We start from the raw sequence: 22,023 nt of genomic DNA on the forward strand, positions 1-22,023 counted from the left end.
TCGCCAGTAGATCGGAGGGCAGCCATGCCTCCTCCGCCGCCGCGCCCGGATCCGCCGTATCGGCGGATCGTCGAGGAGATCCGCGGCCGAATCCTGACTGGCGACCTGCGGCCGGGGGACCGGATACCCTCCGTCCGGCAGATCGCCCAGCGATGGGGTGTCGCGGTAGCGACCGCGACCAGAGCGATGGCGACTCTCCGTGACAGCGGGCTGGTCGAAACGACTGTCGGTTCCGGCACGGTGGTCAGCAGGCACATCCGCCGAAAGCACTCGGTCAGTCCGGCCATGCCCCAGCGGTCGCGTCAGGCCGGCGCGTTCAAGCAGCCGCTGGGCCGGATGCACGTCCTGCGCGCCGCCATCGCGATCGCCGACGTCGAAGGACTCGACGCGGTGTCGATGCGACGTCTCGCCGTCGACCTCGGCGTCGGCCCGATGTCGCTCTACCGGCACGTGACGAACAAGGACGATCTGGTGACGCAGATGACCGACGAGGTCTTCGGCGAATCCGAACTGCCCGACCCTGGACCGCCCGGGTGGCGGGCGAAGCTTGAACTCGTCGCCCACCAACAGTGGGCTCTGTGCCAGCGACACCTCTGGCTGCCCAGAGCGGTCTCGTTCACCCGTCCGGCGCTTGTGCCCAACATGATGGCGCACACCGAGTGGATCCTGCGCGCGCTCGACGGACTCGGGCTGCCCATGACGACACGGATCCGCGAGGCGCTCACGCTCCACGGACTGGTCGCCACCGTCGCGCTGTCCATGGCGGCCGAGGTCGAATCCGAGCAGGAAACTGGCGTCACGCTCGATCGGTGGTTGCTGGCACAACAGAAGCGAGCCAGCCAGACGCTCGACAGTGGAAAGTTTCCACTGCTGGCGACCATCCCGGCGGAGACGGCCTCGGACCTCAACGGGCTGTTCGAGTACGGTCTCGCACGCCATCTCGACGGCTTCGCCACCCTGATAGAGGATCATCTCCGCGTGAGGTCATGAGGGCGCGACGGACCGTCCGAGAGCCCGGATCCTGGTGCTGTTCATCACCTTTGAGCTCTCGGTCCCGGTTAGATCGGTAGCCTTCGCCATGCGAAGGGGAGTAGCTCCCAACGCGATGGTCGACATACTGATCCGCCGAGCGGGTCCGGCCATCCGACCCCCGTCTACCCGGGGGTGAGCGAGACCTTCGACCCTGGCAGTTGGTGCCGGGTCGAGGTCATCCGTGTACCTCCGCCCGGTGTGTATGTCCCGGGAGGACGCTGTGGAACGGATCTCGCCGAGCGGCGCAGTTGGCGCGGCCGTCCACTGCTCCCCATCTTCGGCGTGTCGGTGTTCATCGGCCATCAACCCCTCGGTACACAGCTTCGGCTTGCTGGAAGGGCGTCCCCGCACATGCTGACCGACCTGCTCACCTATTTCCTGCGGATAATGCCCGGCCTGACACTCGTCACCGGCTGCTTGCTTCTGGTACGCCGCCACCGTGACCCACTGCTGTCGATTGTCGTGCTCATCCTCGGATTCATCCTGATCCGCGACGCCATGACACCCCTCGGACTGTGGCGCCTCGGCACCGTCGACGGTGTGGTCCCGTGGCTGCGTTTCACCACCGAATCCACCTTGCTGGCCGCCCTCGGCGTCGCCACCCTCGTCCTCACCGCGGCGGTGCTCGCCAGCGACCAACGCCTACGCGCCCTCATTCCGCGACAACGACCCGACCTCGCCGCGATCGGCCTCGGCATCGCCGGGGCCGCCGTGGCGGCGGGTCCCGTTATCGCCATCGCCAGCCGCTGGCCACAGGCGGACCGTGGCGGTGCCGTCGCGCTGTCCGCAGTGCCGGTGATCGTGTTCTTCTGCCTCGCGGGCAACCTCTTCGAAGAGGTGCTCTTCCGCGGGCTACTGCAGACGCGGCTGGCCCAGACGATGAGCCCTGTCCGTGCCGCACTGCTGTCCGGGCTGCTGTTCGCGGCCTGCCACAGCTTCCTCGCCTCCACCGTCACCGACCTTGGTTGGCCCCTGCTGGCGTTCACCGCGTGGGAAGGCCTCATCTGCGCCTTCCTGCGCCTACGTCACGGCCTCACGCCGGCCGTGCTGACCCATGGCCTTGCCATCGCAGCATTGGCAACCGCCCTACCCTGATGGCGGCATTTCCGGAAGTGTACTAGTTCAATGCCCCCAGATCCGGTCACTTTTCGAGATCTGCAAGGCCGAATACACAAGGGTTCCGCGCAGTCTGAATACGATGTGCACATGAACCCAAGTACGCCGTACGCAGCCGTGCTGCAGGTGGATGACGCAGCAGGGCACGCGGTGCTGGACGTCCTCAGCGAGGCGTTCTCGATCGATCCCATTGCCCGTCAGATCGTCCCCTCGCGGTGGCTGGCGCCGACCGCAGGCCGGGTGCTCGACGCGGAGCATCCCGACGTGCCTGAGGTGGTTCGACCGGCACGGATGGGCGACACCGGAAGGGAGATCGTATGAACCAGCTGTCCGGCTCGCTCGCCGAGGTACGGTCGTGGCATCGACCACTGATGATCATGGTGGCGGCGATGTCCGCGCTGGTCGTCGTCGCGAGCTTCGGTCTCTTCATTGACGGTCGTGAGCTCATGCAGGCATCGGTCTGGGCGAAGCCGTTGAAGTTCGGCATGTCGTTCGTCATCTACGGCGTGACGCTCGCCTGGCTACTGCCGAAGCTGCACAGGGCAAGGCGAACGATGTGGACCCTCGGAACGGTGTTCGCGGTTACCGGGCTGATCGACGTCGGTTTCATCGCGGTGCAGGCCGCCCGCGGCACCTATAGCCATTTCAATGTCAACACTGACGTGTTCAATCAGATCGGGCAGGTGGTCTTCTCCTCGGGTGTGGTCGGGTTGTTCGGGGCGAGCCTGCTCATCGCTGTCATGCTGCTGTTCCAGCGGGTCGGTGACGCGGCACTCACCTGGTCCCTGCGTGTCGGGATCGGGCTCTCCGTCATCGGCATGGCACTGGCGTCCTTCATCCGTGGGTGGGCCGCGACTGGACCACGGACGGCCGAGGACGCCTACGGCAACTCGGTCACACTCTTGGGGCAGCACGGGGTGGGGGTACCGGACGGGGACGGCATGCCGATCACAAACTGGAGCACCGTCGGCGGCGACCTGCGCGTTCCGCACTTCATCGGTTTGCACTCCATTCAGGTGTTCGTACTGGCGGTGCTGCTTCTCACTGCCCTCGCGGCCCGAATCAGCTGGCTGCGCAGCGAGCGGGTACGCGCCCAGCTGACCGGGGTCGTCATTCTGGGCTACAGCGCGGTGTTCACCATCACGACGTGGCAGGCGATGCGCGGCCAGCCGCTGGTCGGTCCCGACGCGGCCACGTGGACCGCACTCGGCGTGACGGTGGTCGTGACCGCGCTGCTAGCGACTCTGGCCATCTCAGCCGCCCGCCGCAGTTTGGTGGTCCCCGCCGGTGACTGGCGCTCGTCCGGGGCGCCGCCTCGTGAGCCGGTCGGGTCTTCGGGTCCAGACCGCACTGTGACGCCATGACGTTGAGGTTGGGGACCCGCGCTGGGTGCCCCGCCGCCGGCCCAGCGGCACGAGGTACACGAGAAAGAGGAACGAGCAGAATGCTGCGTCAGTCCTGGTCCGTTCGCGGCCGACTCCGTCGACCGCAGTCGAGGTCCATGACCGAGCTCGGTCGTTCCAGGCAGCGGGTAATCAGTCCCACGCCTGGCCAAGTTCTGGTCCTGAGTGTCGTGTTCACGATCGCGGTGGCTGGATGCGGGGTGGTGCCGAAGAGGGGAGGGGCGTCCTCGCCCGCCGCCAGCAGCCCGCCCGCCACCGCCACGGCAACGGGTCAGGACACCCGGGCGGCATTGGCCGAAACCCGCAGTACCATGACCGAGAACCTGAAGGTCGAGGTCATCGGCCTCAACCGCGTCAAGGGCAAGCACCTCATCGCCCAGCTCCGGCTGTCCAACACCGGCACCGACAAGCACCTGTCCTGGGCCGGCGAGATGGGCGACCGCACCCGCCCTCTCGGCGAGATCAAGTGGGCCTCCGGAATCGGCATCCTCGACGCGCAGGCCCGGACCTGGCTCCTGCCATACAAACCCGCCGGCTCCCCCTGCCTGTGCAGCGACTGGGACCGCGACGGCCTCGGCCGCTTCATCGATCCTGGCCGGCCGATCACCGTCTACGCGGTGCTGCCCGCACCATCGGGCAACCCCGCGACGGCCACCGTCGTCACCCCCGTGGCCCCGCCGATGCTCAACGTGCCCATCAGCGACGAGGCGCCGGCCGGTGATTTTCCCGACCCCGACGCCGAGACGGTCACTGTGGTCACCCGCCGCCTCATCCTCCCCTCCGAATCCCTGGACAAATCGGAGGAGACCGCCGACGACGGCAAGGACCTGCAGGTCAACCTCTCCTCCGACGTCCTGTTCGCGGTGGGCAAGGCCACCCTCACCCCCAAAGCCAATTCGATCATGGCCCGTACGGCCAAGCTCATCGACATCTCACCCAGCGCGGTGGTGACGGTGGCGGGCCACGCCGACTCCTCCGGCAACGACGCCATCAACGACCCACTGTCGCTGCGCCGTGCCCAGGCGGTACAACACGCCCTGTCGGCGCTGCTGTCCAAGGACGGCATCCGCTTCCAAACCGAGGGGTACGGCTCTCGCCGCCCGCTTTACCGCAACGACAGCGAAGAGGGTAAACGCCGCAACCGCCGGGTCACGGTGACCTTCGCCAAACCCCAGCCTGCTGCCCCGGAACCGGCCCCCACGACTCCTCCCGGCGCGTCTGCTCTGACCGGCACCACCAAGGCCGACGGCCAGCCCATCGCTCTGGGAGTCACCGGCCTGCGTCGACTACCCGGCGGCCTCGGCCTGCTCACCTACAAGATCACCAACCAGGGATCGGCCGAGACCTGGTTCAACGACCTTCACCACGCTCAGGACTGGGAGGCGTACAAGTACCAGGCCGCGACCAACATCCGCCTGACCGACGTCGCCGCCCACCGCCAGTACCTGCCCGGCCGCCTGGAGGTCCCCACCGACGACGGCGTGGACTTCTACTGCGCATGCACAGACGTCTCCGGTGTCCGCATCAACACCGAGAAGTTTGCACCAGGCCAGACCCGTGAGTTCTGGAACCTGATCGCCCTGCCCGACACCCCCGCCACCCTCAGGGTCAAGATCGGGCTGTTCCGCGAACTCGACGTTCCCATCCACTGACGACATTCCGCGGTATGTTTTGGCACCACCCCGTGGCTCCCGGGTGTCGTTGACGAGCGTGTCAACGACACCCGGAGGGTCTGGACGGCGACGCCGGCATGCGTCAGGCCAGGGTGTACTCCAAGACATAGGAGTGGCTGCCGTCGTCGGACTGGATGATCTCGAAAGCTCCCACGATCCCGGTGAGGTCATCGGAGCCCGTTCCCGGGACGACGCGGATCGTGAGTTGCTCACCGTGGCTGCCGGGTGCGCTGTGTTGGAGGACGAACGAGCCCTTGAGGCCGTCGAGTTCGCCCGTGAATCGCTCTACGGCGACATAAGCAGCGGGGCTGCCCTCGATGTCGGCCACCGACAGCATGTTCACCGTACTGATGCCGGCCAGGCCTCCCTGGAAGGTCTTGGTGATCCGCACCCGGCCAAGCGCGGCCCCCGGGCCTTCGTCGAGCACCTTCGGCTCGAACGATGTGACGTCAAATGCTCCGCGAGCCTTCGTGCTCATTTCGCACCCTCTCACCTCGATCGCATTTAGCGTGGGGCAGCCTTGCACACGGCACTGACATTCCCCGGACGGCGACCCTCGGCAGCCCTGCTCAGGGCTTCCGGCGGAGGGCCGAAGGACTTCGAGCGTTGACCACTAAGCCGAGGCCGCGCAGCAGAGGTTGCACATCAAGCTGGGCCCGGAAGCGGGGGACGGTTTGCCCCGGGCCATGCTCCGGGCGACTCCGCCGGCAGGTCGGCCTCTTCAGTCCCCGTGCGGTATAGCTTCATGCCCCGGGACTGGTAGTTCTTCAACGCTGCCGGGCCATCGAGCGTGCAGGTGTGCACCCAGACGCGCCGGACCGGCTGGAGCTGTGGCCAACGCTCGGCCAGGCCCCACGCCCGCTGCAACGCGACAGTGAGCAGATGGCCGCCGAAGCCTTGGCCGACGAATGCCGGCAACAGGCCGAAGTAGGCAAGTTCCACCTCACGCTACGCGGACGCTGCCGTTGAGTGCGATCGGCGAGACAGAACCTAGTGGGGTGGCAGTGGTGCGACGGGGCGTACCGCCGTGAAGTCGGCGTGCCCGTACCGGGTGGCGGGAAGCAGCAGCAGCCACTCGTCGCAGCCCTGCCAGGGGTACAGGTCCACGGCTCCGCCGCGTACGGTCCGGGGTCCGTCGCCGGTCCGTGGTCGCGCGTCTGCCGGCGCGCCGTCGAACCCGGGGATCCACACGTCGGCGCAGAGCTCGTTCGCCGATCCCATCGCCGCCAGCCCGAACGCGTTCTCCCCGGTGGCCGTCCGCGTTTCGTCGCCGAAGTCGTCGAGAAGCTGGTCCTCGTCGGGTTTTCCGTCGCCGCGGAAGGTCAGCGTGGTGGTGCCGGCCCGGGCCGCGTATTCCCACTGCGCCTCGCTGGGCAGCTGGAATGGCAACAGCTTGAGCAGGTCGTTCAGGTCGCCTTCGAGCCGGGCCGTACCGGTGTCCGACTCGGCGTAGTCGTCCTCGTACTCGGGCAGCCAGTGCCGGACCTGCGCCACGGTCAGCGGGTGCCGGGCGATCAGGAACGGCTCGACCCGCACCTCGCGGACCGGCTGGGCGTCCCCGGCCCCGTTGAGGAACGGCTCGATGGTGTCCTCGACTCCGCCGCTGCGCTCGATGGCGCGTACCGCGTCCAGCTCCGCCTCGGACAGTCCCATCCGGAACGTGCCGCCCGGAACCTCCCGGAACACGACCCTCGATGGGACGTGCCGCCATGCCGGGCGTCCGGCCACGATTTCCTCGTTCCACATGGCGGCGAACGCTAGCAGCCCAGCGGCCCGGCGGTCTCTCCCAACAGGGGACACCCGTCCGGCCAGTTGACCACCGGACGGGTGTCGCCGCTCGTCGAAAAACCCCAGGTGGCCGGTGACCCGCGGCCGGCCGGCGACAACCTGTCAACTGCTGCGCGGTCGGATGCCGCTCAGCAGCGGCCGAGATCCTCCCACTGCTGGGTCCAGCCCGGCTCGGAGCCCTGCGTCCAGTACCGTGCCCGCCACAGGTGCTTGCCGTCGCCCGACGGCGGGCCGCTCGGGTCGCCGTACCTGCTCCTCTCGTGTTTTACCGTCTGGCCACCGGTGTAGGCCGTGCCGAAGGCCCACTCCGGCGCGGTCGAACAGTTGCCGGCTGGCGGCGGAGTGGTGGGCGGAGTCGTCGGCGGCGTGGTGGGCGGGGTCGTCGGCGGCGTGGTCGGTGGGTTCGTCGGGTTTGAGCAGGTGCCCGTGGAAGCGACCGTGTCCGCGATCGTGCTGCCCGCCGACCGGTACGCCGCCGTCCTCGACGTCACCTGCGCCGGGGTCAGGACCTGGTTCTTCGCGAACAACACCCAGTCGACCTGCTGGATGTAGGTGCTCAGCCCGCCGCTGTGAGCCGCGGTGTCGATGAACCAGAGGTTCCAGTTGATCGTCATCGTCTGCCGCGGGTAGAACTTGCCCGAGTGGTCGCCCACCTGCACGCCGTCGATGTAGTAGATGACGTGTCCGTTCGCGACCGTCGCGACCAGGTCGTGCCAGCCGTTGAGACTGCTGCGCTGCTCCGAGTGCATGTTGTCCGCGTACCAGGGGTCGTTGCGGTAGGTGTACCAGGTGGTCTGGTAGTTGATCGGGCCGGTCTCGCCCCACCCGCCGTTGGGCAGGTACTCGGAGATGTCCAGCTCGCTGTAGGTCGGGTCGAGGTCACCGTTCAACGGACTGATGGTGAAGAACGTCTGGTTGATGTGGTCGCCGTCGTTCCCGCTGGTGGGGGTGTCGGTGAAGCGCACCCGGCTGGCGTACGTGCCCTCGAGGTAGCGCTTCTGGGTGCTGTACAGCTCCGCCTGGTTGGTGCCGGCACCGGTGCCGTCGGTCGAGGCGGTGAGCTGCATGACCTTCTGGCCGCTGACGGTGGGGAAGGTGATGCTGTTCGGCGACCAGGTCGCCCCGGGTACGCCTGGACCGCCGGAGTAGCTGCGCGGGGTCCAGCCGTGCGCGGTCAGGGAACTGTCGCTCGACGAGGTGTAGGAGAAGTCGTCGAACAGGTAGCCGCACTCGGCGGCGGAGGCACTCGGCGCGCTGCTGAAGACTGCCAGCGTGCCGAGCAGGGCCGCTACTCCCGCGAACCCTATCGATCTACGTTTGTCGATGGACATGAGCCGGGTCCTCCGATGGGTGGGGATGGAAAGGGGACCTACTTGACCGCGCCAGCGGTCATACCGGCGCGGATGTGCCGTTGGAACGCGACGTAGGCGACGAGCACCGGCAGCATGGCGATGGTCAAACCGGCGAACAGACCGCTCCAGTCGCTGCGATACCCCTGGCTGACCGACAGGGCGGCCAGACCCTGCGCCAGGACGTACCGGTCCGGGTCGGGATTGAGAACCAGCGGCAGCAGGTACTGGTTCCAGAGCCCGAGGAAATTGAAGATGCCGACCGCCACCAGACCCGGTCGGGCCATCGGCAGCATGACGCGGAAGAACACCCCGCTGTGCGAGCAGCCGTCGATGAATGCGGCCTCCGCCACCTCGCTGGGCAGCGTGCGGAAGAACGCGTGCAGGAAGAAGACCGTGAAGGGTACGGCGTACGCCGCGTAGACCAGGATCAGACCGGGGTACGTGCCCAGCAGGCCCAACTGCTGGACGACGAAGAACAGTGGCACCAGTGCCAGGAACACCGGGAAGAACATCGCCGCGACGAAGGTGTAGTAGATGAACCGGTTGCCGCGGAACTCGTAGCGCGCCAGGGCATAGGCGACCAGCGAGCCCAACAGCATGGTCAGCACCAGCGCGGCACCCACGACGACGACGCTGTTGAGGAAGTAGCGACCGATGCTGGCCTGGGTCCACGCCCGTGACCAGTTGTCGAACTTTGGTGATGCGGGCAGGGACCACGGTTCGTTGAGGATCTCGTCGTCGGTCTTGAAGGAACTGACCACCGCCCAGAGCAGCGGAAGCGCGGTGACGACGGCCCAGGCCAGCATGGCGAGGTGCACCGGAAAGGCGGCTCCGGAGCGCCGGACGCGACGTGCCGGGGCGGGCCGGGCAGCGACCGCCGCCGCTCGCTCACGGGTCACGGTCATGCCAGCTCCAGCCTCTCCTTGCGGCCCGACCGCAGCGCCAGCACGGCCAGGGTCAGCGTGGCGAAGAACAGGGCGACTCCCATGGCCGAGGCGTAGCCGAACTTTCCGTACTGGAAGGCGTTGCGGTACAGCGACAGCCCGATCACCTCGGTCGCACCGTCCGGTCCGCCGGGCCCGACGGTCATCACCTGGACGACGGCGAAGGCGTCCAGTGCCGCTATGCCCAGGTACACGAACGCGACGTGCACGCTCTCTCGCACCAGCGGAAACGTCACCGTGCGGAAGGTCGCCCAACCGCCGGCTCCGTCGAGCAACGCCGCCTCGAACAGTTCCCGTGGAATGCTGTCGATCGCCGCGCTGAACAGCACCACGTAGAAGCCCACCGACGACCAGACCAGGACCGCCATCACCGCGATCAGCGCCAGGGACGGCGACGCGAGCCAACTCCGGGTCAACCCGTCCAGGCCGACCGACCGCAGCGCCCCGTTCAACAGCCCGTTGTTGGGGTTGTAGACGAACCCCCACAGCACCGCGATGACCACCAGGGACAACAACTGCGGAAAGAAATAAACGATCTGGTACGCGCCGGAGCCCGCGATCCCCCGTCGTCCACCGCGGCCACCGAGGTGCATCATGCTCGCCAGGAACAGCCCGATGCCGATGGTGACCGTTGGCACCACGACCAGCATCACCGCGTTGTTCCGGACCGCGTGCAGGAACAGGGAGTCGCCGCCGAGGCGGGGGTAGTTGCCCGCCCCGACGAAACGCGCCTCGCCGGCGACGCCGGTCCAGTCGGTCAGCGACAGGTAGAAGGCCTGCGCGTACGGCGACAGCACGAACACGGCGTGCAGCACCAGCGCGGGCACCAGCGCGCCGGCCAGGAACCGCCACCGTCCGTGTCTCATCAGCGGGTGTACTTCTTCACCGTGGAGTCCTTGGCCAGCCCGTCGGCCGCCTTCTGGATCCGGTCCGACCACTGCGTGGCGGTGATCCGCCTGTTCACCAGCTCGCCGGTGGCGTCGTCGACAGCCTTGGCCAGCGGGGCGTACCAGGTGCGGAAGCGGTAGGTGAAGGTCTCGGTGCCGGCCGCCCGGACCGCGTCGCGCACCGAGCCGAGGCCGCTGCTCAGCGTGAGACCGTCGGTGGCTCCGGCCACGGCGGGCAGGGTCCCGGCGGTCTCGGCGAACGCCTTCGCCGACTGCTTGGAGAACAGGATCCGTAGGTATTCCATACCGCCGGCGGGATTCTTGGCCTTCGCCGGTACCAGGAACGATTCGCTGCTCGCCGCCTGCACCGCCGTGTGCTTCAGGGTGTCCGCCGTCGTCCGTGCGGGCACCGGAGCCATGACCATGTCGAAGTTCGCGGGCGTGACACCCTTCTGTTCACTCTCCAGCCAGGACCCGCAAGGGATGATCGCCGCCTTGCCCTGCGACCAGGCCGCCTGCGCCTCGGTGTGCGACAGCGCCTCGGAGCCGGACATTATGTAGCCCTTGCCGGCCAGCTCCGCGAACGCCTCGGCCGCGCCGAGCAGGCCCGGCGCCTTCCACGCGTTTGGCTCCAGGTTGTCAACGGCCTTGACCAGCGACGGTCCGCCGGTCTTGGCGGCCATGCTGAGCAGCGGGTCGTTGATGTACTCCGGGTACTTGCCCTGGTATGTCCAGGGCGCGATGCCGGCTGCCCTGATGGTCGCGCAGAGTGTGAGCATGTCGTCCCAGGTCGTCGGGAAGGTCCAGCCCTTCGCCGCGAAGAGCGGCTTGGAATACCAGAGACCCCAGACGGTGTAGGTGAAGTTGAGCGTCAGCGGCACCGAGTCGAACGTGCCGTCGTCGACCACGCCGGGCAGCAACGTGTCGCGCACCGTCCTGCCCGGGTCGTCGAAGGCGGGAGCGTCGAGCAGTTCGCTGAGATCGCTGACCTGCTTGGCGGAGACCAGCGTCGCGATATCGAGGCGGCTGGCACCGGTGTTGTCCACGACGTCCGGCGGGGTGTTCGCGACGAATCGAGGCTGCAACGCCTCGCCGATCTTCTGGATGCCCTGATGGTCGATCTTCGCGCCCGCGTACCTCTGGGCGTAGAGCGTCTCGGCGCGCTTGGCGTACTCGTCGCCGTATCCGCCCTTGAAGATCACGACCTCGAGCGGCGCGTCCGCCTTGACGCCCAGCGGGTTGTCGGCGCTCTTGGCGCCGGTGTTTCCGGCGGCGCGGTCCTGGTCATCGCTACCACTGGTCACGCACGCGCTCAGCAGGGGCAGCGTGACACCGGCGGTCACCGCCGCGCGCAGCACGGTTCGTCTCGTGGGGTACGGTCCGGACAGGGGTGAACGGTTCATCAGCTGGGCCTTTTCCCTATGCGGTACGCCGGATGCGCCCGGCGTACCGCGCTTCGATGAGTTTGTTGTGCTCCCGCCCGCCCGGCACGTTGTCGGACAGATAGACCGGCGGGGTGACGTTGAGCGCCAGCAGCCGCGCCACCACCTCGGTGACGATCTGCTGGGCCAGCAGTGCTGCGGTGATCGACGAGACGGCCCCGACCGCGCCGTTGCCGTAGTCGAGGGACGCGTCGCCGTACGGTGCGCCGTTGTCGAGCACGACGTCGGCCAGGTCGGCGAGCTTGAGCCCGCTGTCGTGCCGCGACTCGACCCGAGCGGAGTGCTCGACCGAGGTGATCGCGATCAGCGCGTGTCCGCGCTGTTTCACCAGGTGTGCCATCTCCACGACCGCGCCGTTGACGCCGGAGTTCGAGGCGATGACGAACGCGTCGTCGGGCTTGATCGGGGCGAGTGCGTAGAGGCGGTGGGCGATGTCGGGCGTGCGCTCGAGTTGCGGGTCACCGAGCACGTTCGTCGGCTCGCCGCCGTACAGGACGATGTCGCGTAGGGCGATCTTGTTGGTGGGGACGAGGCCGCCGGCCCGACCGGCGATCTCCATGGCGAGTGCCTCGGAGTGTCCGCAGCCGAACGCCTGGATCACCCCGCCGGCCTGCAGCGTCGCGGTCAGCAGATCGGCGGCCCGCGCCACCCGGTCGCCCTGGGTGGTGCTGACACGTTCGATGGCCTTGGTGATGACCTCGACATAGTCCGCGCTTGTGATCGTCACAGCGGCTTTTCCTTCCGTGCTCGCTTGCGGTTCGCATTGGTGTCCGGCATCCGGTGTGCGTCGACGGCCCGCACGGTGAGTTCGAGAGCTTCGGCGGTGCGCTCGTAGGTGCGCTGTGCGACGGCGACGTAGATGAGATCGAGGATCAGCAACTGCGAGTGCAGCGCGGAGAGGGCCGCGAGCCGGAACGTGGTCTCGTGCACCGAGGTGGTGAAGACGACGTCGGCGACCTCGGCCAAAGGTGAGCGGGCGTACGAGGTGACCGCCACGGTCAGCGCGCCATGATCGGCGGCCTCGGCCAGCATCTCGATCGCCTCCCGGGTCCGACCGGAGTGCGACAGGCTGATCGCGACGTCGCCCGGCCCGAGCAGTGCGGCGTTGGTGAGGGCGGTGTGGGTGTCGGCGCGGTACCGCACCGGGACGCGGATGCGTTCGAGCCGGAACGCCATCTCGCTGCCGGCGGTGCCGCTGCTGCCCAGCCCGAAGATCTCCACTCGGCCGGCAGTGGCGATCGCGGCCGCCACCCGCTCGACCGCGACCGTGTCCAGGCCGGAGGCGGTCGCCTGGATGGCCCGGGTGTCCGCGGCGGTGATCACGTCGAGGACGCTGCCGATCGGGTCCTCCGGCGCGATGTCCCCGGAGATGTCGGTCTCCCAGCGGGCCTGCTCTGCGCGCCCGGTCTCGGTCGCGACGGCCACGCGCAGGTTGGCGTACCCCTTGAAGCCGAGTGCCCGGCTGAAGCGGGTGACCGTCGCGGTGGAGGTCCCGGATCGTTCGGCCAGGTCGACGATGCTGGCGTGCGCCGCCGTCTCCGGATCGTCGAGGATGGCCTCGGCGATCTTCGCCAGGGCCTCCGGCATGGTGGGCCCCTCCATGCGGAGCCGCACCAGCAGCCCGCCACTTTCACCCGTCACCAGTGATCGTCCTTTTCATCGATTAGCTCTGAGCATGAAAATTACGACCACATCGACGTCTGGTCAATAGAAAATTTCTATGCTTCGATTTTCTGCATGGATCTGGTACTGGGTGTTGACGCCGGAGGCACGGCGTCCCGGGCGGTCCTGGCGACCCGGGACGGCACCGTGGTGGGACGCGGCTCGGCGGGTCCGGGCAACCCGACGGCTGCGGGACCGGCCGCTGCGCGCTCGATCGGCGCGGCGGTGCGCGAGGCCCTGGGAGAGCACGACCCCGCATCCGTGCGCAGCGGCGTCGCCGGCATCGCCGGCGCGGGCATCATGGCGGATCCAGGGATCGCCGCGGCCTTCACCGCCGAATGGGGCCAATGCGGACTCACCTGCCGGGTCACCGTGGTCGGAGACGCGGTGACGGCCTTCGCCGCAGGCACGTCGGCACCCTCGGGAGCGGTGCTCATCGCCGGCACCGGCGCCGTCGCCGCCCGAATCGACGACTGGCGCGTCAGCCGTACCGCCGACGGCCTCGGCTGGCTGCTGGGGGACGAAGGCTCGGGCATGTGGCTGGGCCTGCAGGCGGTCCGTTCGATCGCCCGGGCCTGGTCGGGTCCCACCGTGGACGCCGGACTGGCAGCCACGATCGCGGGGCAGGCCGGCGTGACCAGCTGCGACGAGCTCGTGCGCTGGGCCGGCCGCCAACAACCCGCGGCATTCGCCGCGCTGGCACCCCTGGTCTGCGCTGGCGCCATGGCCGGCGACGCCCTCGCCGAGCGTTTGACCGCCGAGGCCGCCGATCGACTGGTCGCCACGCTCGCAGAGTTGGGCCCGCCACCCGGACCCGTCGTGCTCGCCGGCAGCTTGTTGACCAGGACCACGGCGGTGCGAACGGCCGTGCTGGCCACCCTTGCCGGCTCGGTGGCAACCGCCCGGGACCCAGCGGTCGGCGCGGCCTGGCTCGCACTGCGCCAGATCACCGACCAGGAGGAGACGGCGCGCCTGCACCAGCGCATGCTGGTGTGACGGGGTTCCGGGAAAGTAGGAGCGCGATACCGCGGCGGCCTGACTGCGTAGATCGCAGATCAGGCCGTTGCCATACGGCGAGATACCCGACTTGGCCCCCGTCAGGCAGACGTCGAACCCAGGCCCCCGCGGCGCCGCCTACCCACTTGCTCGACGGGCACCGTGCACCCGCGCCACCACGATCGCCGGTAGCGTGACCTGGTGTCCCACGGGCAACAGGTAGAGCAGCAGCGCCCCACTCATCGCGAGACCGAAGGTGACCAACTCCAGGACGACCGCGATGCCGATGTGGAACGCCAGCCCGGCGACCAGTAGTACGCGGCGCAGCTCGGGGGGCAACAGCCGGGCCAGGGCCAGAGCGAACTCCAGCGCCAGCACCGACCAGGTGAACAGCGTCACCCCCACTGCGGAACTGGTGGCCGCCTCGGTCAGCGGACGCAGGAAACCAGGCGGCTCGTACCCGGGTGTGCGGAGCCAGTAGAACATCGCCGTTCCGTCGGCCCACTCGGTGACGCCAAGCTTGGCGATGCAGGCGTGCAGATACACGATGGCGACCTGGAGCCAGACGAGGACCAGGGCCGCGTGCGCGACCACCCGGCCGGCGCCGATCGCGGTGCCGGCCGGGGGTGGTTGCCAGTGCCACCGCCGGGGGTCGGTGAGGGCAATCGGGAGTAGCAACAGGCTGAGGGTGGCGGTGATGTGATCACCGCCGTCCAGCGCGGACAGGTTCGCGATCACGCTCCAGGAGATGTACCAGTGCGGCAGTGCCGTCCACCGGGGCCGCCAGCCGCTGGCCACCACGACCAGCACGGCGATCCCTATCCACCCGGCGAGCTGCCCCTGCCCGGCGGGCAGCGCACACCAGATGCCGGCGGCGGCCGGCCCGGTGCAGTCGGCGCTGTCCATCGACAGCAGGATCGCCGGCGGGTTGACCAACAGGGTGGCGCAGGTGCCGGTGGCCAGCAGCGTACGGGCCAGCCCGAATCCGCTCGACCAGGGCGCGACGGCCAGGGCCGGTCGGCAGCGCCGGCCGAGCCGGGCCAGCCACCGGTCTAGCAGGTCACCGTGAGCCGAGCCACCCGGGACGGCAGCACGGTCGGCAGGTCGTTCCAGGCCCATGGCAGTACCTCCTGAAGGACGATCCCGGTGTCGCCGCAGAGCGTGCGCACGGTGGCGGTGTTGGCTACCGCGGTGGCCGGGGCGGCGGCCAGGCAGGTGGAGGGTTCGCCGTCACACTCTGTCCACGCGGACCCGTGCAGCCGGCGGGTGAGCAGTGAGATCTCGGCGCTGCGGGCGCGGTCCCGCTTGTCCAGGCCAGCCGGGCCGCGGCTGCCTCCCGAGGCGAGCCGCCACCGGCCGTCCCGGTCCGCGGCGTACGCCACCGGACTGGGACGGCGGGGATCGCGAGTGAAGAACGCCCAGCCTTCCGGCACCAGTGCGCGGGCCACCGACCGGCCGGGTGGGGCAGGCATCGCAGCCACCGGCAGCACCGCGCGGGTGAGGTAGCCCACGAGGAGCACGGCGACTACCGCGCTCCCCGCGATCCACCGACCCAACCGTGTGTCATCCACTGTGGACTACTTGTATCGCAGGTCACGGGTGATGGACGCGATGAGTTCGTCCTGCACCAGTTTGGCCTGTGGCGCCGGGGTGCCGGCCATGTCCCACGACCAGCCGGAGAAAGCAGCGCCGAAGAGGGCCCGGACGGTACCGGCCTCCAGCAGGGTCGGCTTGTCCTCGTCCAAGTCGATGTAGGAGTCGGCCCGGACGACCTCGTACGCGTTCTGGAGTAGGGCGTCGTCGACCACGAGCACGGCGGAGTCCACGGTTTCCTTGCCGAATGTCTTGTCGAACACCTCGCGAGCCAGCGCGACGAGGGTGACCAGCCCTTCGCGCACCGCGACCGGGTTGCCGCTCTGTATCCGCTGCACGATCATCGTGTCGGACCAGGTGTCCCGACGGGTCAACTCCGAATTGAGCGCACCCTGGGCGTAGCGCAGCGCTGTCGTCCACCGTGTCGGCGGGCGCTTCAGGTTGACCAGCCGATAGGCCGCCGGCCCGTCGTTGAACAAGACCGCGTCGGAGACCTCGGTGGCCCGGTACTGCGGCGGCGGGCCAGGCCAGCCGGGGTCGGCCTGGCTCCGCGCTCCGAAGCCGAGGGACACCGTTGCCAGGGCCAGGACGAGCAGGCCGAGCCAGGTCTTGCGGTGATTCATGACTACCTCCCGCACATCAAGCGACTTCTCAGGAGCACCCTGCGCCTGACCGTCCCCGATCGATCCCCGGTTCGTCCCCGGCGGCGCCCTGGCCCCGCGCCGAATCACCACGGGACCGGTTCCGGGTGCCTTCGACGACGAGCTATGCATGCGTTCGCGGCAGTGTGACAATCCGAGGTGGCACGGCTCGTTCGGCTGGCGACCGAGCCGTCGGCCGCGCCATGTCCACAAGGGACGGCCCGACCGGCGCGGACGAGGGCGGGAGGTACGTGAGGTTCGAGGTGCTGGGTCCGCTCAGAGTGCGACTCGACCATGGCCAGATTCCCCTGGGCGCGGCACGGGAGCAACGCATCCTGGCCGCCCTGTTGCTCGACGCGAACCGGGTGGTGCCGATGTCCCGGCTGGTCGAGGCGATCTGGGACGAGCATCCGCCCAGCAGCTCGGTCAAGGTGGTCCGCAACTGCGTGTCGACGCTGCGTCGGCAGCTGGCGACGGCGGGCGAGATCGTCACCGACTCCGGCGGGTACTCTCTGCGCGTCCCGGACGACGAGATCGACCTGCGTGTCTTCGTCGATCGGGCACGCCAGGGCCGTCAGCTCGCCGCCGTCGGAGAGCTGACGGGTGCGGTCGTCCACCTGCGGGAGGCGCTGGCGCTGTGGCGCGGGTCCGCCTTCACCGGAGTGACCGGCCGGCTGGTCGAGGCGGCGGCGGCCCAGCTCAACGACCAACGCCGCAGCCTCCAGGAAGAACGCCTGTCACTTGAACTCACGTTGGGCGGCGGAGCCGAACTCGTGGACGAGATCGCCGACCTGGTCGCGGCGGAACCACTACGCGAACGGGCCCACGGGCAGCTCATGCTCGCCCTGTACCGGGCAGGCCGGCGGACCGAGGCGCTCCGGACGTATCACCAGGTACGCGAACTCCTGGTGGGTGAACTGGGGATCGACCCTGGACCGGAACTGATCGAGCTGCACCGCGCGATCCTCAACGCCGACCCGCGACTGGCACCGGTCACGGCGCCCGCGGCCACCTCCCGGCCGGAGCCCAGCCTGCCGGGAGCCTCGACCCCGACCAAGCCGGTCCCGGCGCAGCTACCCGCGTCGCCGTACGCCTTCACCGGACGCATTGCTGAGGTTGACGAGTTGTGCGGGCTGCTAGACGCGGCCACTCGGGCCGGCACGGGCATGGTGGCAGTCCTCTCCGGCATCGCGGGGGTGGGAAAAACGGCGCTGGCGGTCCACTTCGCCCGCCTCGTGGCCGACCGGTTTCCGGACGGCCACCTCCACGTCGATCTGCGCGGCTTCCATCCGACCGGTCCGCCGCTCGACCCCGGTGAGGCAGTTCGTGGCTTCCTGGACGCGTTCGAGGTACCAGCACAGCAACTGCCCGACGGTCTCGCCGCCCAGTCGGCCTTGCTGCGCACGCTGCTGGCCGGGCGCCGGGTCCTGCTGTTGCTGGACAACGCCCGCGACAGCGAGCACGTCCGCCCGCTGCTGCCGGGTGGACCCGGCTGCCTCACCCTGATCACCAGCCGCAGCAGGTTGACCGGCCTGGTGACGACCGAGGGAGCACATCCGATCACGCTCGATCCGCTGCCGCTCGACGACGCGCACACCATGCTGATCCGCCGACTCGGTGCGCGCCGGCTCACCGCCGAGCCGGCGGCCGTCACAACGATCACCGCCCGGTCCGCGGGGCTGCCCTTGGCGCTGGCCATCGTCGCGTCCCGACTGGTCAATCACCCCCACTTCGCCCTGCGGGCCATCGCCGAGGAGCTGGACCTGGCCCACGGTGGTCTGGAGGGTTTCACGGGCATGGACGCCGAAACTGACGTCCGCTCGGTCTTCTCCTGGTCGTACCGCGCCCTGAGTAGTCCGGCCGCACGCCTGTTCCGACTGCTCAGCCTGCATCCCGGTCCGGATCTGGGTGCGGTTGCTGCGGCCAGCCTCGCCGGTGTTCCGGCCGCGCGGGTCCGCCCACTGTTGGCCGAGCTCGCGCACGCGCACATGGTCACCGAACACGCGCCGGGCAGGTATGCCATGCACGACCTGCTCCGTGCCTACGCCATGGAGCGAACCGACATCGAGGAGGACTGCGCCGAGCGGCTGGCGGTGACGCGCCGGATGTTCGACCACTACCTGGGCAGCGCCCACCTTGCCGACCTGCGGCTGCACCCACATCGGGACCCGATCCGGCTACCAGGGGCGGTCGTTGGCGTGACCGTAGCGGTCATCAGTGACCGCGAGGCCGCCTGGACCTGGTTCAGCCAGGAGTATCCGGTGCTGTTCGATCTCTTGCGACGGGCTGGCGGCGACGGGTACGACGTTCACGCGTGGCAGCTCGGCTGGGCCATGACCACGTTCCTGGACCGGTGTGGCCGCTGGCATGACCAGGCGATCGTTCAACAGCTCGCGCTGGAGGCGGCCCGCCGGGTCCGGGACCGGGACGGGCAGGCTCGAGCACATCGCAACATCTCCATCGCGCACCTGCGTCGGGGTCTGCACGGCGAGGCCCGCGACCACCTGTGGCACGCGGTGCGGCTTTACCGCAGGCTTGGTGATCAGGTCGGGCAGGCCCGCACCCTGCTCAACCTGGGTACCGTCGCCGAGCATCGGGGCAAGCCCCGGCTCGCCCTGCGCTACGCCGAACAGGCGCTGCGACTGTTTCGGGCGGCCGGGCACCGATCCGGGCAGGCGAATGCCCTGAACAACGCGGGTTGGTACCACAGCCAGCTCGGTGACCACGAGCTTGCGCTGGATCACTGCCAGCGGGCGTTGCTGCTGCAACAGGAGGCCGGTGACCGCTACTGGCAGGCTCACACCTGGGACAGTCTCGGGAGCGCGCACCACCACCTGGGCCAGTTTGCCGAGGCCACCGAGTGCTACCGGCAGGCCCTGTCGCTCTGGCGCGAGGTGGGCGAACGCTACTACGAGTCAGCCACGCTCACGCACCTCGGCGACACCCATCTCGCTGCCGGCGAACGGTCGGCGGCGCGTGGGGTGTGGCGGGAGGCGCTGGACATCATCGTCGAGTTGGGCCAGGACACCGACCGCATCGTGGAGAAGATCCGTACGGTGACGTCTGGGTGAGGCCGGGTCTCCGTACATGCCGAGTTGAGGGAGGCGTTCGTATGGTGAGTCACCGCAGTGCTGCTGCGAGTTCGTCGGCGTTGTCGAACGCGGATGCCGCTCTCTCGGATTCGTCTTCCGTGAGCGTGACGGACTGGGCGCGGGCCAGCATCTCGCCCGCAGTCTTTGGATCGTGCAGCACCATCGCGAGTTCGGCGCGGTAGACCAGGACCTCTACCTGCTCGACCGGGTCGTCGTCGGCTTGCGGGCGGGCCAACGCGCTGTCGAGAATCCGAACGGCCTGTCCGACGCTTCCCCTGGAATCGGCCTGCACGACAGCATTCGCTAGGGCCTTGGCCAGCCGCCCGGCAGTCGTGGCGGCCGGCACGGGCGCGGTGGCGGCGTTCCGAAAGACGCGGATCCAGTTGCCGCCCGGGTCGATGACGCTGAATCCGCCCAACCCGTCGGCGTTCTTCCGCGCCCTGGGCCGGGTCATCCGCGGCGTTCCCGACACCAGTACCTTGCCGTACGCGGCGCGCATGCCGTCTGCGAATGCCTGATGTAGTCCCTCGATGTCTGCGGTGATTACGAGACAGGAGCCATAGGACTGCTCGGGGTCGAATCCGGCGATCTCGAAGAACTGCAGATGCAGGTCTTCCCGCTGCACCCCCACACACGCGTTGGGCTTGCGTTGCTTGTACGTGGTGCGGAAACCGAGAACTCCGTAGAAGGCCTCGATGTCGTCAATGGATGCACACGGCAGCAGGGGAACGGTCACCTCGTTGGTCATGCCTTCTTCTTAAGCGTCGCAGGGTGTCCGTCGCACACGGAAATAGCCGATCATCTGCTTCGGTCATCCGATCGGTTGATGACCCAGAACGCAGCGCGTCCCGGCCGATGGGAGCGGTCGGTGGTCAGCGGGAACTGTTCGCCCACCTCGGCGTGCTCCGGCGAGCGTGTTCGCCCAGATGGTCTGGTCGACGCCGACGCCCGCCCGGTCTCAGGAATCTGACAGCAAGTCGGTACAGCCGTCTCTGTACCGTCCGGGTCGGACACCGTCGCTCGAAGGCGGGCGGGCCGATCACGTTGATCCACGGCGGACGAGGACGGGAAAATGACGAGGAACGCTCGCTTGACCTTGGCGTTGATCGCGGTGGTGGTGCTCGTGGTCGGCGGTCTGCTGGCCGTCAACCGTCCCGACCAACCACCTGCCGCGACCACCGACACTGGCGGGATCGAGTCGACGGTGCTGGTGCGCGAGGACAGCCACCGGCTGGCCACCGCCGCCGACGGCAAGGTGACTCTGGTGGAGTTCCTCGACTTCGAGTGCGAGTCCTGCGCCGCCGCGTACCCGGCGGTCAAGCAGGTCCTGGCCACCTACCAGGGCCGCATCACCTTCGTGGTCAGGTACTTCCCGATCCCCAGCCACCCCAACGCCGATCTGGCCGCCCGAACCGCCCAGGCCGCCGCGAACCAGGGCCGCTTCTCCGACATGTACGTCCAGCTGTTCGAGAACCAGACCAGTTGGAGTCACCAGGAGCAGCCCCAGACGGAGGTGTTCCTCGGCTACGCCCGCACGCTCGGCCTGGACCTGCCGCGCTTCCAGCGCGATCTCGACGACCCCGCCACTGCCACGCGGGTCGCGAGGGACAAGACCGACGGTGCAGCCGCTGGGGTGCAGGGCACCCCGACGTTCTTCCTCAACGGCCGGCAACTGACCGACCTGCGCGGCCAGGACGACCTCGTCGCCGCTATCGACGCCGCGTTGGCCGAATGAGCGCCGCCATCGTGGACCCGCACACCGAGCGGGCGGTACCCGACCAGGGTTTCCTGTCCCGCGCCACCGCCTGGATCTGCGCCGTCGGTGGCGCGCTCGGGTTGCTCGCCGCGCTGATCCTCATCGTCGAGAAAATCAACCTGCTCGCCGACCCCGACTACGTGCCGAGTTGCAGCATCAATCCCATCTTGTCCTGCGGCTCGGTCATGGTCACACCGCAGGCCGAGGCTTTCGGGATCCCCAACCCCTTGATCGGCGTCGCGGGTTTCACCGTGGTCGCCACGATCGGCGTCGTCCTGCTGGCCGGTGCGCGACTGCCCACCTGGTTCTGGCTGGGACTGCAGGCCGGCGCGACATTCGGAGTCGTCTTCGTGCATTGGCTCATCTATCAGAGCCTCTACGTCATCGGCGCCCTGTGCCCCTACTGCATGCTCGTCTGGACCGTCACCATCCCGATCTTCCTCTACGTCACCCTGCGCACCCTTCGCCAGCACGGTGGCGCGCTTCCCGGGCCCGTACGTCGGGTCGCTGCCGTGGCTGGCACCTACCACAGCCTGATCCTCACGGGCTGGTACGCGATCATCCTGCTCGCGATCCTCAACCGCTTCTGGAGCTACTGGATCACTCTCATCTAGCCGTCCGCTGCCCTCGTACAGTGCGGTGGCGG

Annotated in this window: 21 protein-coding genes and 1 pseudogene; 10 read left to right on the top strand and 12 right to left on the bottom strand. The window is 68.7% G+C overall.

Annotation, left to right across the window (positions count from 1 at the left end; genetic code table 11):
• Positions 1-24: 24 nt before the first annotated feature.
• From HNR20_RS32965 to HNR20_RS26600, 6 genes and pseudogenes are all read left to right on the top strand, one after another.
• A pseudogene (locus tag HNR20_RS32965) lies at positions 25-234 on the top strand (GntR family transcriptional regulator); the annotation flags it as partial.
• Positions 235-285: 51 nt separating this feature from the next.
• Complete coding sequence (locus HNR20_RS26580) at positions 286-990, top strand: TetR/AcrR family transcriptional regulator (RefSeq protein ID WP_229687296.1); 705 nt, start codon at positions 286-288, stop codon at positions 988-990.
• Between the two features lie 393 nt (positions 991-1,383).
• Positions 1,384-2,127: a CPBP family intramembrane glutamic endopeptidase gene (locus tag HNR20_RS26585; protein ID WP_184185141.1), complete on the top strand. Its 744-nt coding sequence runs from the start codon at positions 1,384-1,386 to the stop codon at positions 2,125-2,127.
• A gap of 111 nt (positions 2,128-2,238) precedes the next feature.
• On the top strand, positions 2,239-2,469 hold the full coding sequence (locus HNR20_RS26590) for a hypothetical protein (protein ID WP_184185144.1): 231 nt from the start codon (positions 2,239-2,241) through the stop codon (positions 2,467-2,469).
• Between the two features lie 50 nt (positions 2,470-2,519).
• Positions 2,520-3,512: a hypothetical protein gene (locus HNR20_RS26595; RefSeq protein ID WP_184185147.1), complete on the top strand. Its 993-nt coding sequence runs from the start codon at positions 2,520-2,522 to the stop codon at positions 3,510-3,512.
• 350 nt (positions 3,513-3,862) lie between these two features.
• Positions 3,863-5,203 (top strand): OmpA family protein, encoded by a 1,341-nt coding sequence (locus HNR20_RS26600; protein WP_184185150.1) that lies wholly within the window; start codon positions 3,863-3,865, stop codon positions 5,201-5,203.
• A 103-nt stretch (positions 5,204-5,306) separates the two neighbouring features.
• On the opposite strand, the gene HNR20_RS26605 is transcribed toward HNR20_RS26600, so the two are convergent.
• The 8 genes from HNR20_RS26605 to HNR20_RS26640 form a co-directional block, all read right to left on the bottom strand.
• A complete protein-coding gene (locus tag HNR20_RS26605; protein WP_184185153.1) occupies positions 5,307-5,702 on the bottom strand; it encodes a DUF3224 domain-containing protein in 396 nt (131 codons plus the stop codon).
• Between the two features lie 512 nt (positions 5,703-6,214).
• Positions 6,215-6,970, bottom strand: coding sequence for a formylglycine-generating enzyme family protein (locus HNR20_RS26610; RefSeq protein ID WP_184185168.1), 756 nt, complete (start codon positions 6,968-6,970; stop codon positions 6,215-6,217).
• 170 nt (positions 6,971-7,140) lie between these two features.
• Positions 7,141-8,343: a glycosyl hydrolase gene (locus HNR20_RS26615; RefSeq protein ID WP_184185171.1), complete on the bottom strand. Its 1,203-nt coding sequence runs from the start codon at positions 8,341-8,343 to the stop codon at positions 7,141-7,143.
• 38 nt (positions 8,344-8,381) lie between these two features.
• The gene (locus tag HNR20_RS26620; protein WP_229687295.1) at positions 8,382-9,269 is read right to left on the bottom strand and encodes a carbohydrate ABC transporter permease; all 888 of its coding nucleotides are present in this window, start codon (positions 9,267-9,269) and stop codon (positions 8,382-8,384) included.
• Entirely contained in the window at positions 9,266-10,174 is a 909-nt protein-coding gene (locus HNR20_RS26625) for a carbohydrate ABC transporter permease (protein WP_184185174.1), read from the bottom strand. Before HNR20_RS26625 ends, HNR20_RS26620 begins: the two co-directional genes overlap by 4 nt.
• Positions 10,174-11,598 carry an N-acetylglucosamine/diacetylchitobiose ABC transporter substrate-binding protein gene (gene ngcE, locus HNR20_RS26630; protein WP_184185177.1) on the bottom strand — a complete coding sequence of 475 codons (1,425 nt, stop codon included), beginning with the start codon at positions 11,596-11,598 and terminating at the stop codon, positions 10,174-10,176. The genes HNR20_RS26625 and ngcE overlap by 1 nt, the downstream gene beginning before the upstream one ends.
• A 16-nt stretch (positions 11,599-11,614) precedes the next feature.
• On the bottom strand, positions 11,615-12,364 hold the full coding sequence (locus HNR20_RS26635) for a sugar isomerase domain-containing protein (protein WP_184185180.1): 750 nt from the start codon (positions 12,362-12,364) through the stop codon (positions 11,615-11,617).
• A complete protein-coding gene (locus tag HNR20_RS26640) occupies positions 12,361-13,278 on the bottom strand; it encodes a MurR/RpiR family transcriptional regulator (RefSeq protein ID WP_184185183.1) in 918 nt (305 codons plus the stop codon). The genes HNR20_RS26635 and HNR20_RS26640 overlap by 4 nt, the downstream gene beginning before the upstream one ends.
• Positions 13,279-13,374: 96 nt before the next feature.
• Between HNR20_RS26640 and HNR20_RS26645 the strand changes: the two genes are divergently transcribed.
• On the top strand, positions 13,375-14,295 hold the full coding sequence (locus HNR20_RS26645) for an N-acetylglucosamine kinase (RefSeq protein WP_184185186.1): 921 nt from the start codon (positions 13,375-13,377) through the stop codon (positions 14,293-14,295).
• Between the two features lie 138 nt (positions 14,296-14,433).
• Here HNR20_RS26645 and HNR20_RS26650 read toward each other — a convergent pair whose 3' ends face one another.
• The 3 genes from HNR20_RS26650 to HNR20_RS26660 are packed head-to-tail and all read right to left on the bottom strand — an operon-like array spanning position 14,434 to position 16,511.
• Positions 14,434-15,414 (bottom strand): sporulation-delaying protein SdpB family protein, encoded by a 981-nt coding sequence (locus HNR20_RS26650; protein ID WP_184185189.1) that lies wholly within the window; start codon positions 15,412-15,414, stop codon positions 14,434-14,436.
• The gene (locus tag HNR20_RS26655) at positions 15,348-15,866 is read right to left on the bottom strand and encodes an SdpA family antimicrobial peptide system protein (protein ID WP_184185192.1); all 519 of its coding nucleotides are present in this window, start codon (positions 15,864-15,866) and stop codon (positions 15,348-15,350) included. Before HNR20_RS26655 ends, HNR20_RS26650 begins: the two co-directional genes overlap by 67 nt.
• Before the next feature lie 6 nt (positions 15,867-15,872).
• Positions 15,873-16,511, bottom strand: a complete 639-nt coding sequence (locus tag HNR20_RS26660) for a sporulation delaying protein family toxin (RefSeq protein ID WP_184185195.1) — start codon at positions 16,509-16,511, stop codon at positions 15,873-15,875.
• A 269-nt stretch (positions 16,512-16,780) separates the two neighbouring features.
• Here HNR20_RS26660 and HNR20_RS26665 point away from each other — a divergent pair, with 269 nt between their 5' ends.
• The gene (locus tag HNR20_RS26665) at positions 16,781-19,600 is read left to right on the top strand and encodes an AfsR/SARP family transcriptional regulator (protein WP_184185198.1); all 2,820 of its coding nucleotides are present in this window, start codon (positions 16,781-16,783) and stop codon (positions 19,598-19,600) included.
• A 49-nt stretch (positions 19,601-19,649) separates the two neighbouring features.
• On the opposite strand, the gene HNR20_RS26670 is transcribed toward HNR20_RS26665, so the two are convergent.
• Positions 19,650-20,369 (bottom strand): DUF8817 family protein, encoded by a 720-nt coding sequence (locus tag HNR20_RS26670; protein WP_184185201.1) that lies wholly within the window; start codon positions 20,367-20,369, stop codon positions 19,650-19,652.
• A 324-nt stretch (positions 20,370-20,693) separates the two neighbouring features.
• Here HNR20_RS26670 and HNR20_RS26675 point away from each other — a divergent pair, with 324 nt between their 5' ends.
• Both HNR20_RS26675 and HNR20_RS26680 read left to right on the top strand, forming a co-directional pair.
• Positions 20,694-21,356 (top strand): DsbA family protein, encoded by a 663-nt coding sequence (locus tag HNR20_RS26675; RefSeq protein WP_184185205.1) that lies wholly within the window; start codon positions 20,694-20,696, stop codon positions 21,354-21,356.
• Positions 21,353-21,991 carry a vitamin K epoxide reductase family protein gene (locus HNR20_RS26680; protein WP_184185208.1) on the top strand — a complete coding sequence of 213 codons (639 nt, stop codon included), beginning with the start codon at positions 21,353-21,355 and terminating at the stop codon, positions 21,989-21,991. Before HNR20_RS26675 ends, HNR20_RS26680 begins: the two co-directional genes overlap by 4 nt.
• Positions 21,992-22,023 lie beyond the last annotated feature (32 nt).

The sequence above is a fragment of the Micromonospora parathelypteridis genome (assembly GCF_014201145.1).
Classification (GTDB): domain Bacteria; phylum Actinomycetota; class Actinomycetes; order Mycobacteriales; family Micromonosporaceae; genus Micromonospora; species Micromonospora parathelypteridis.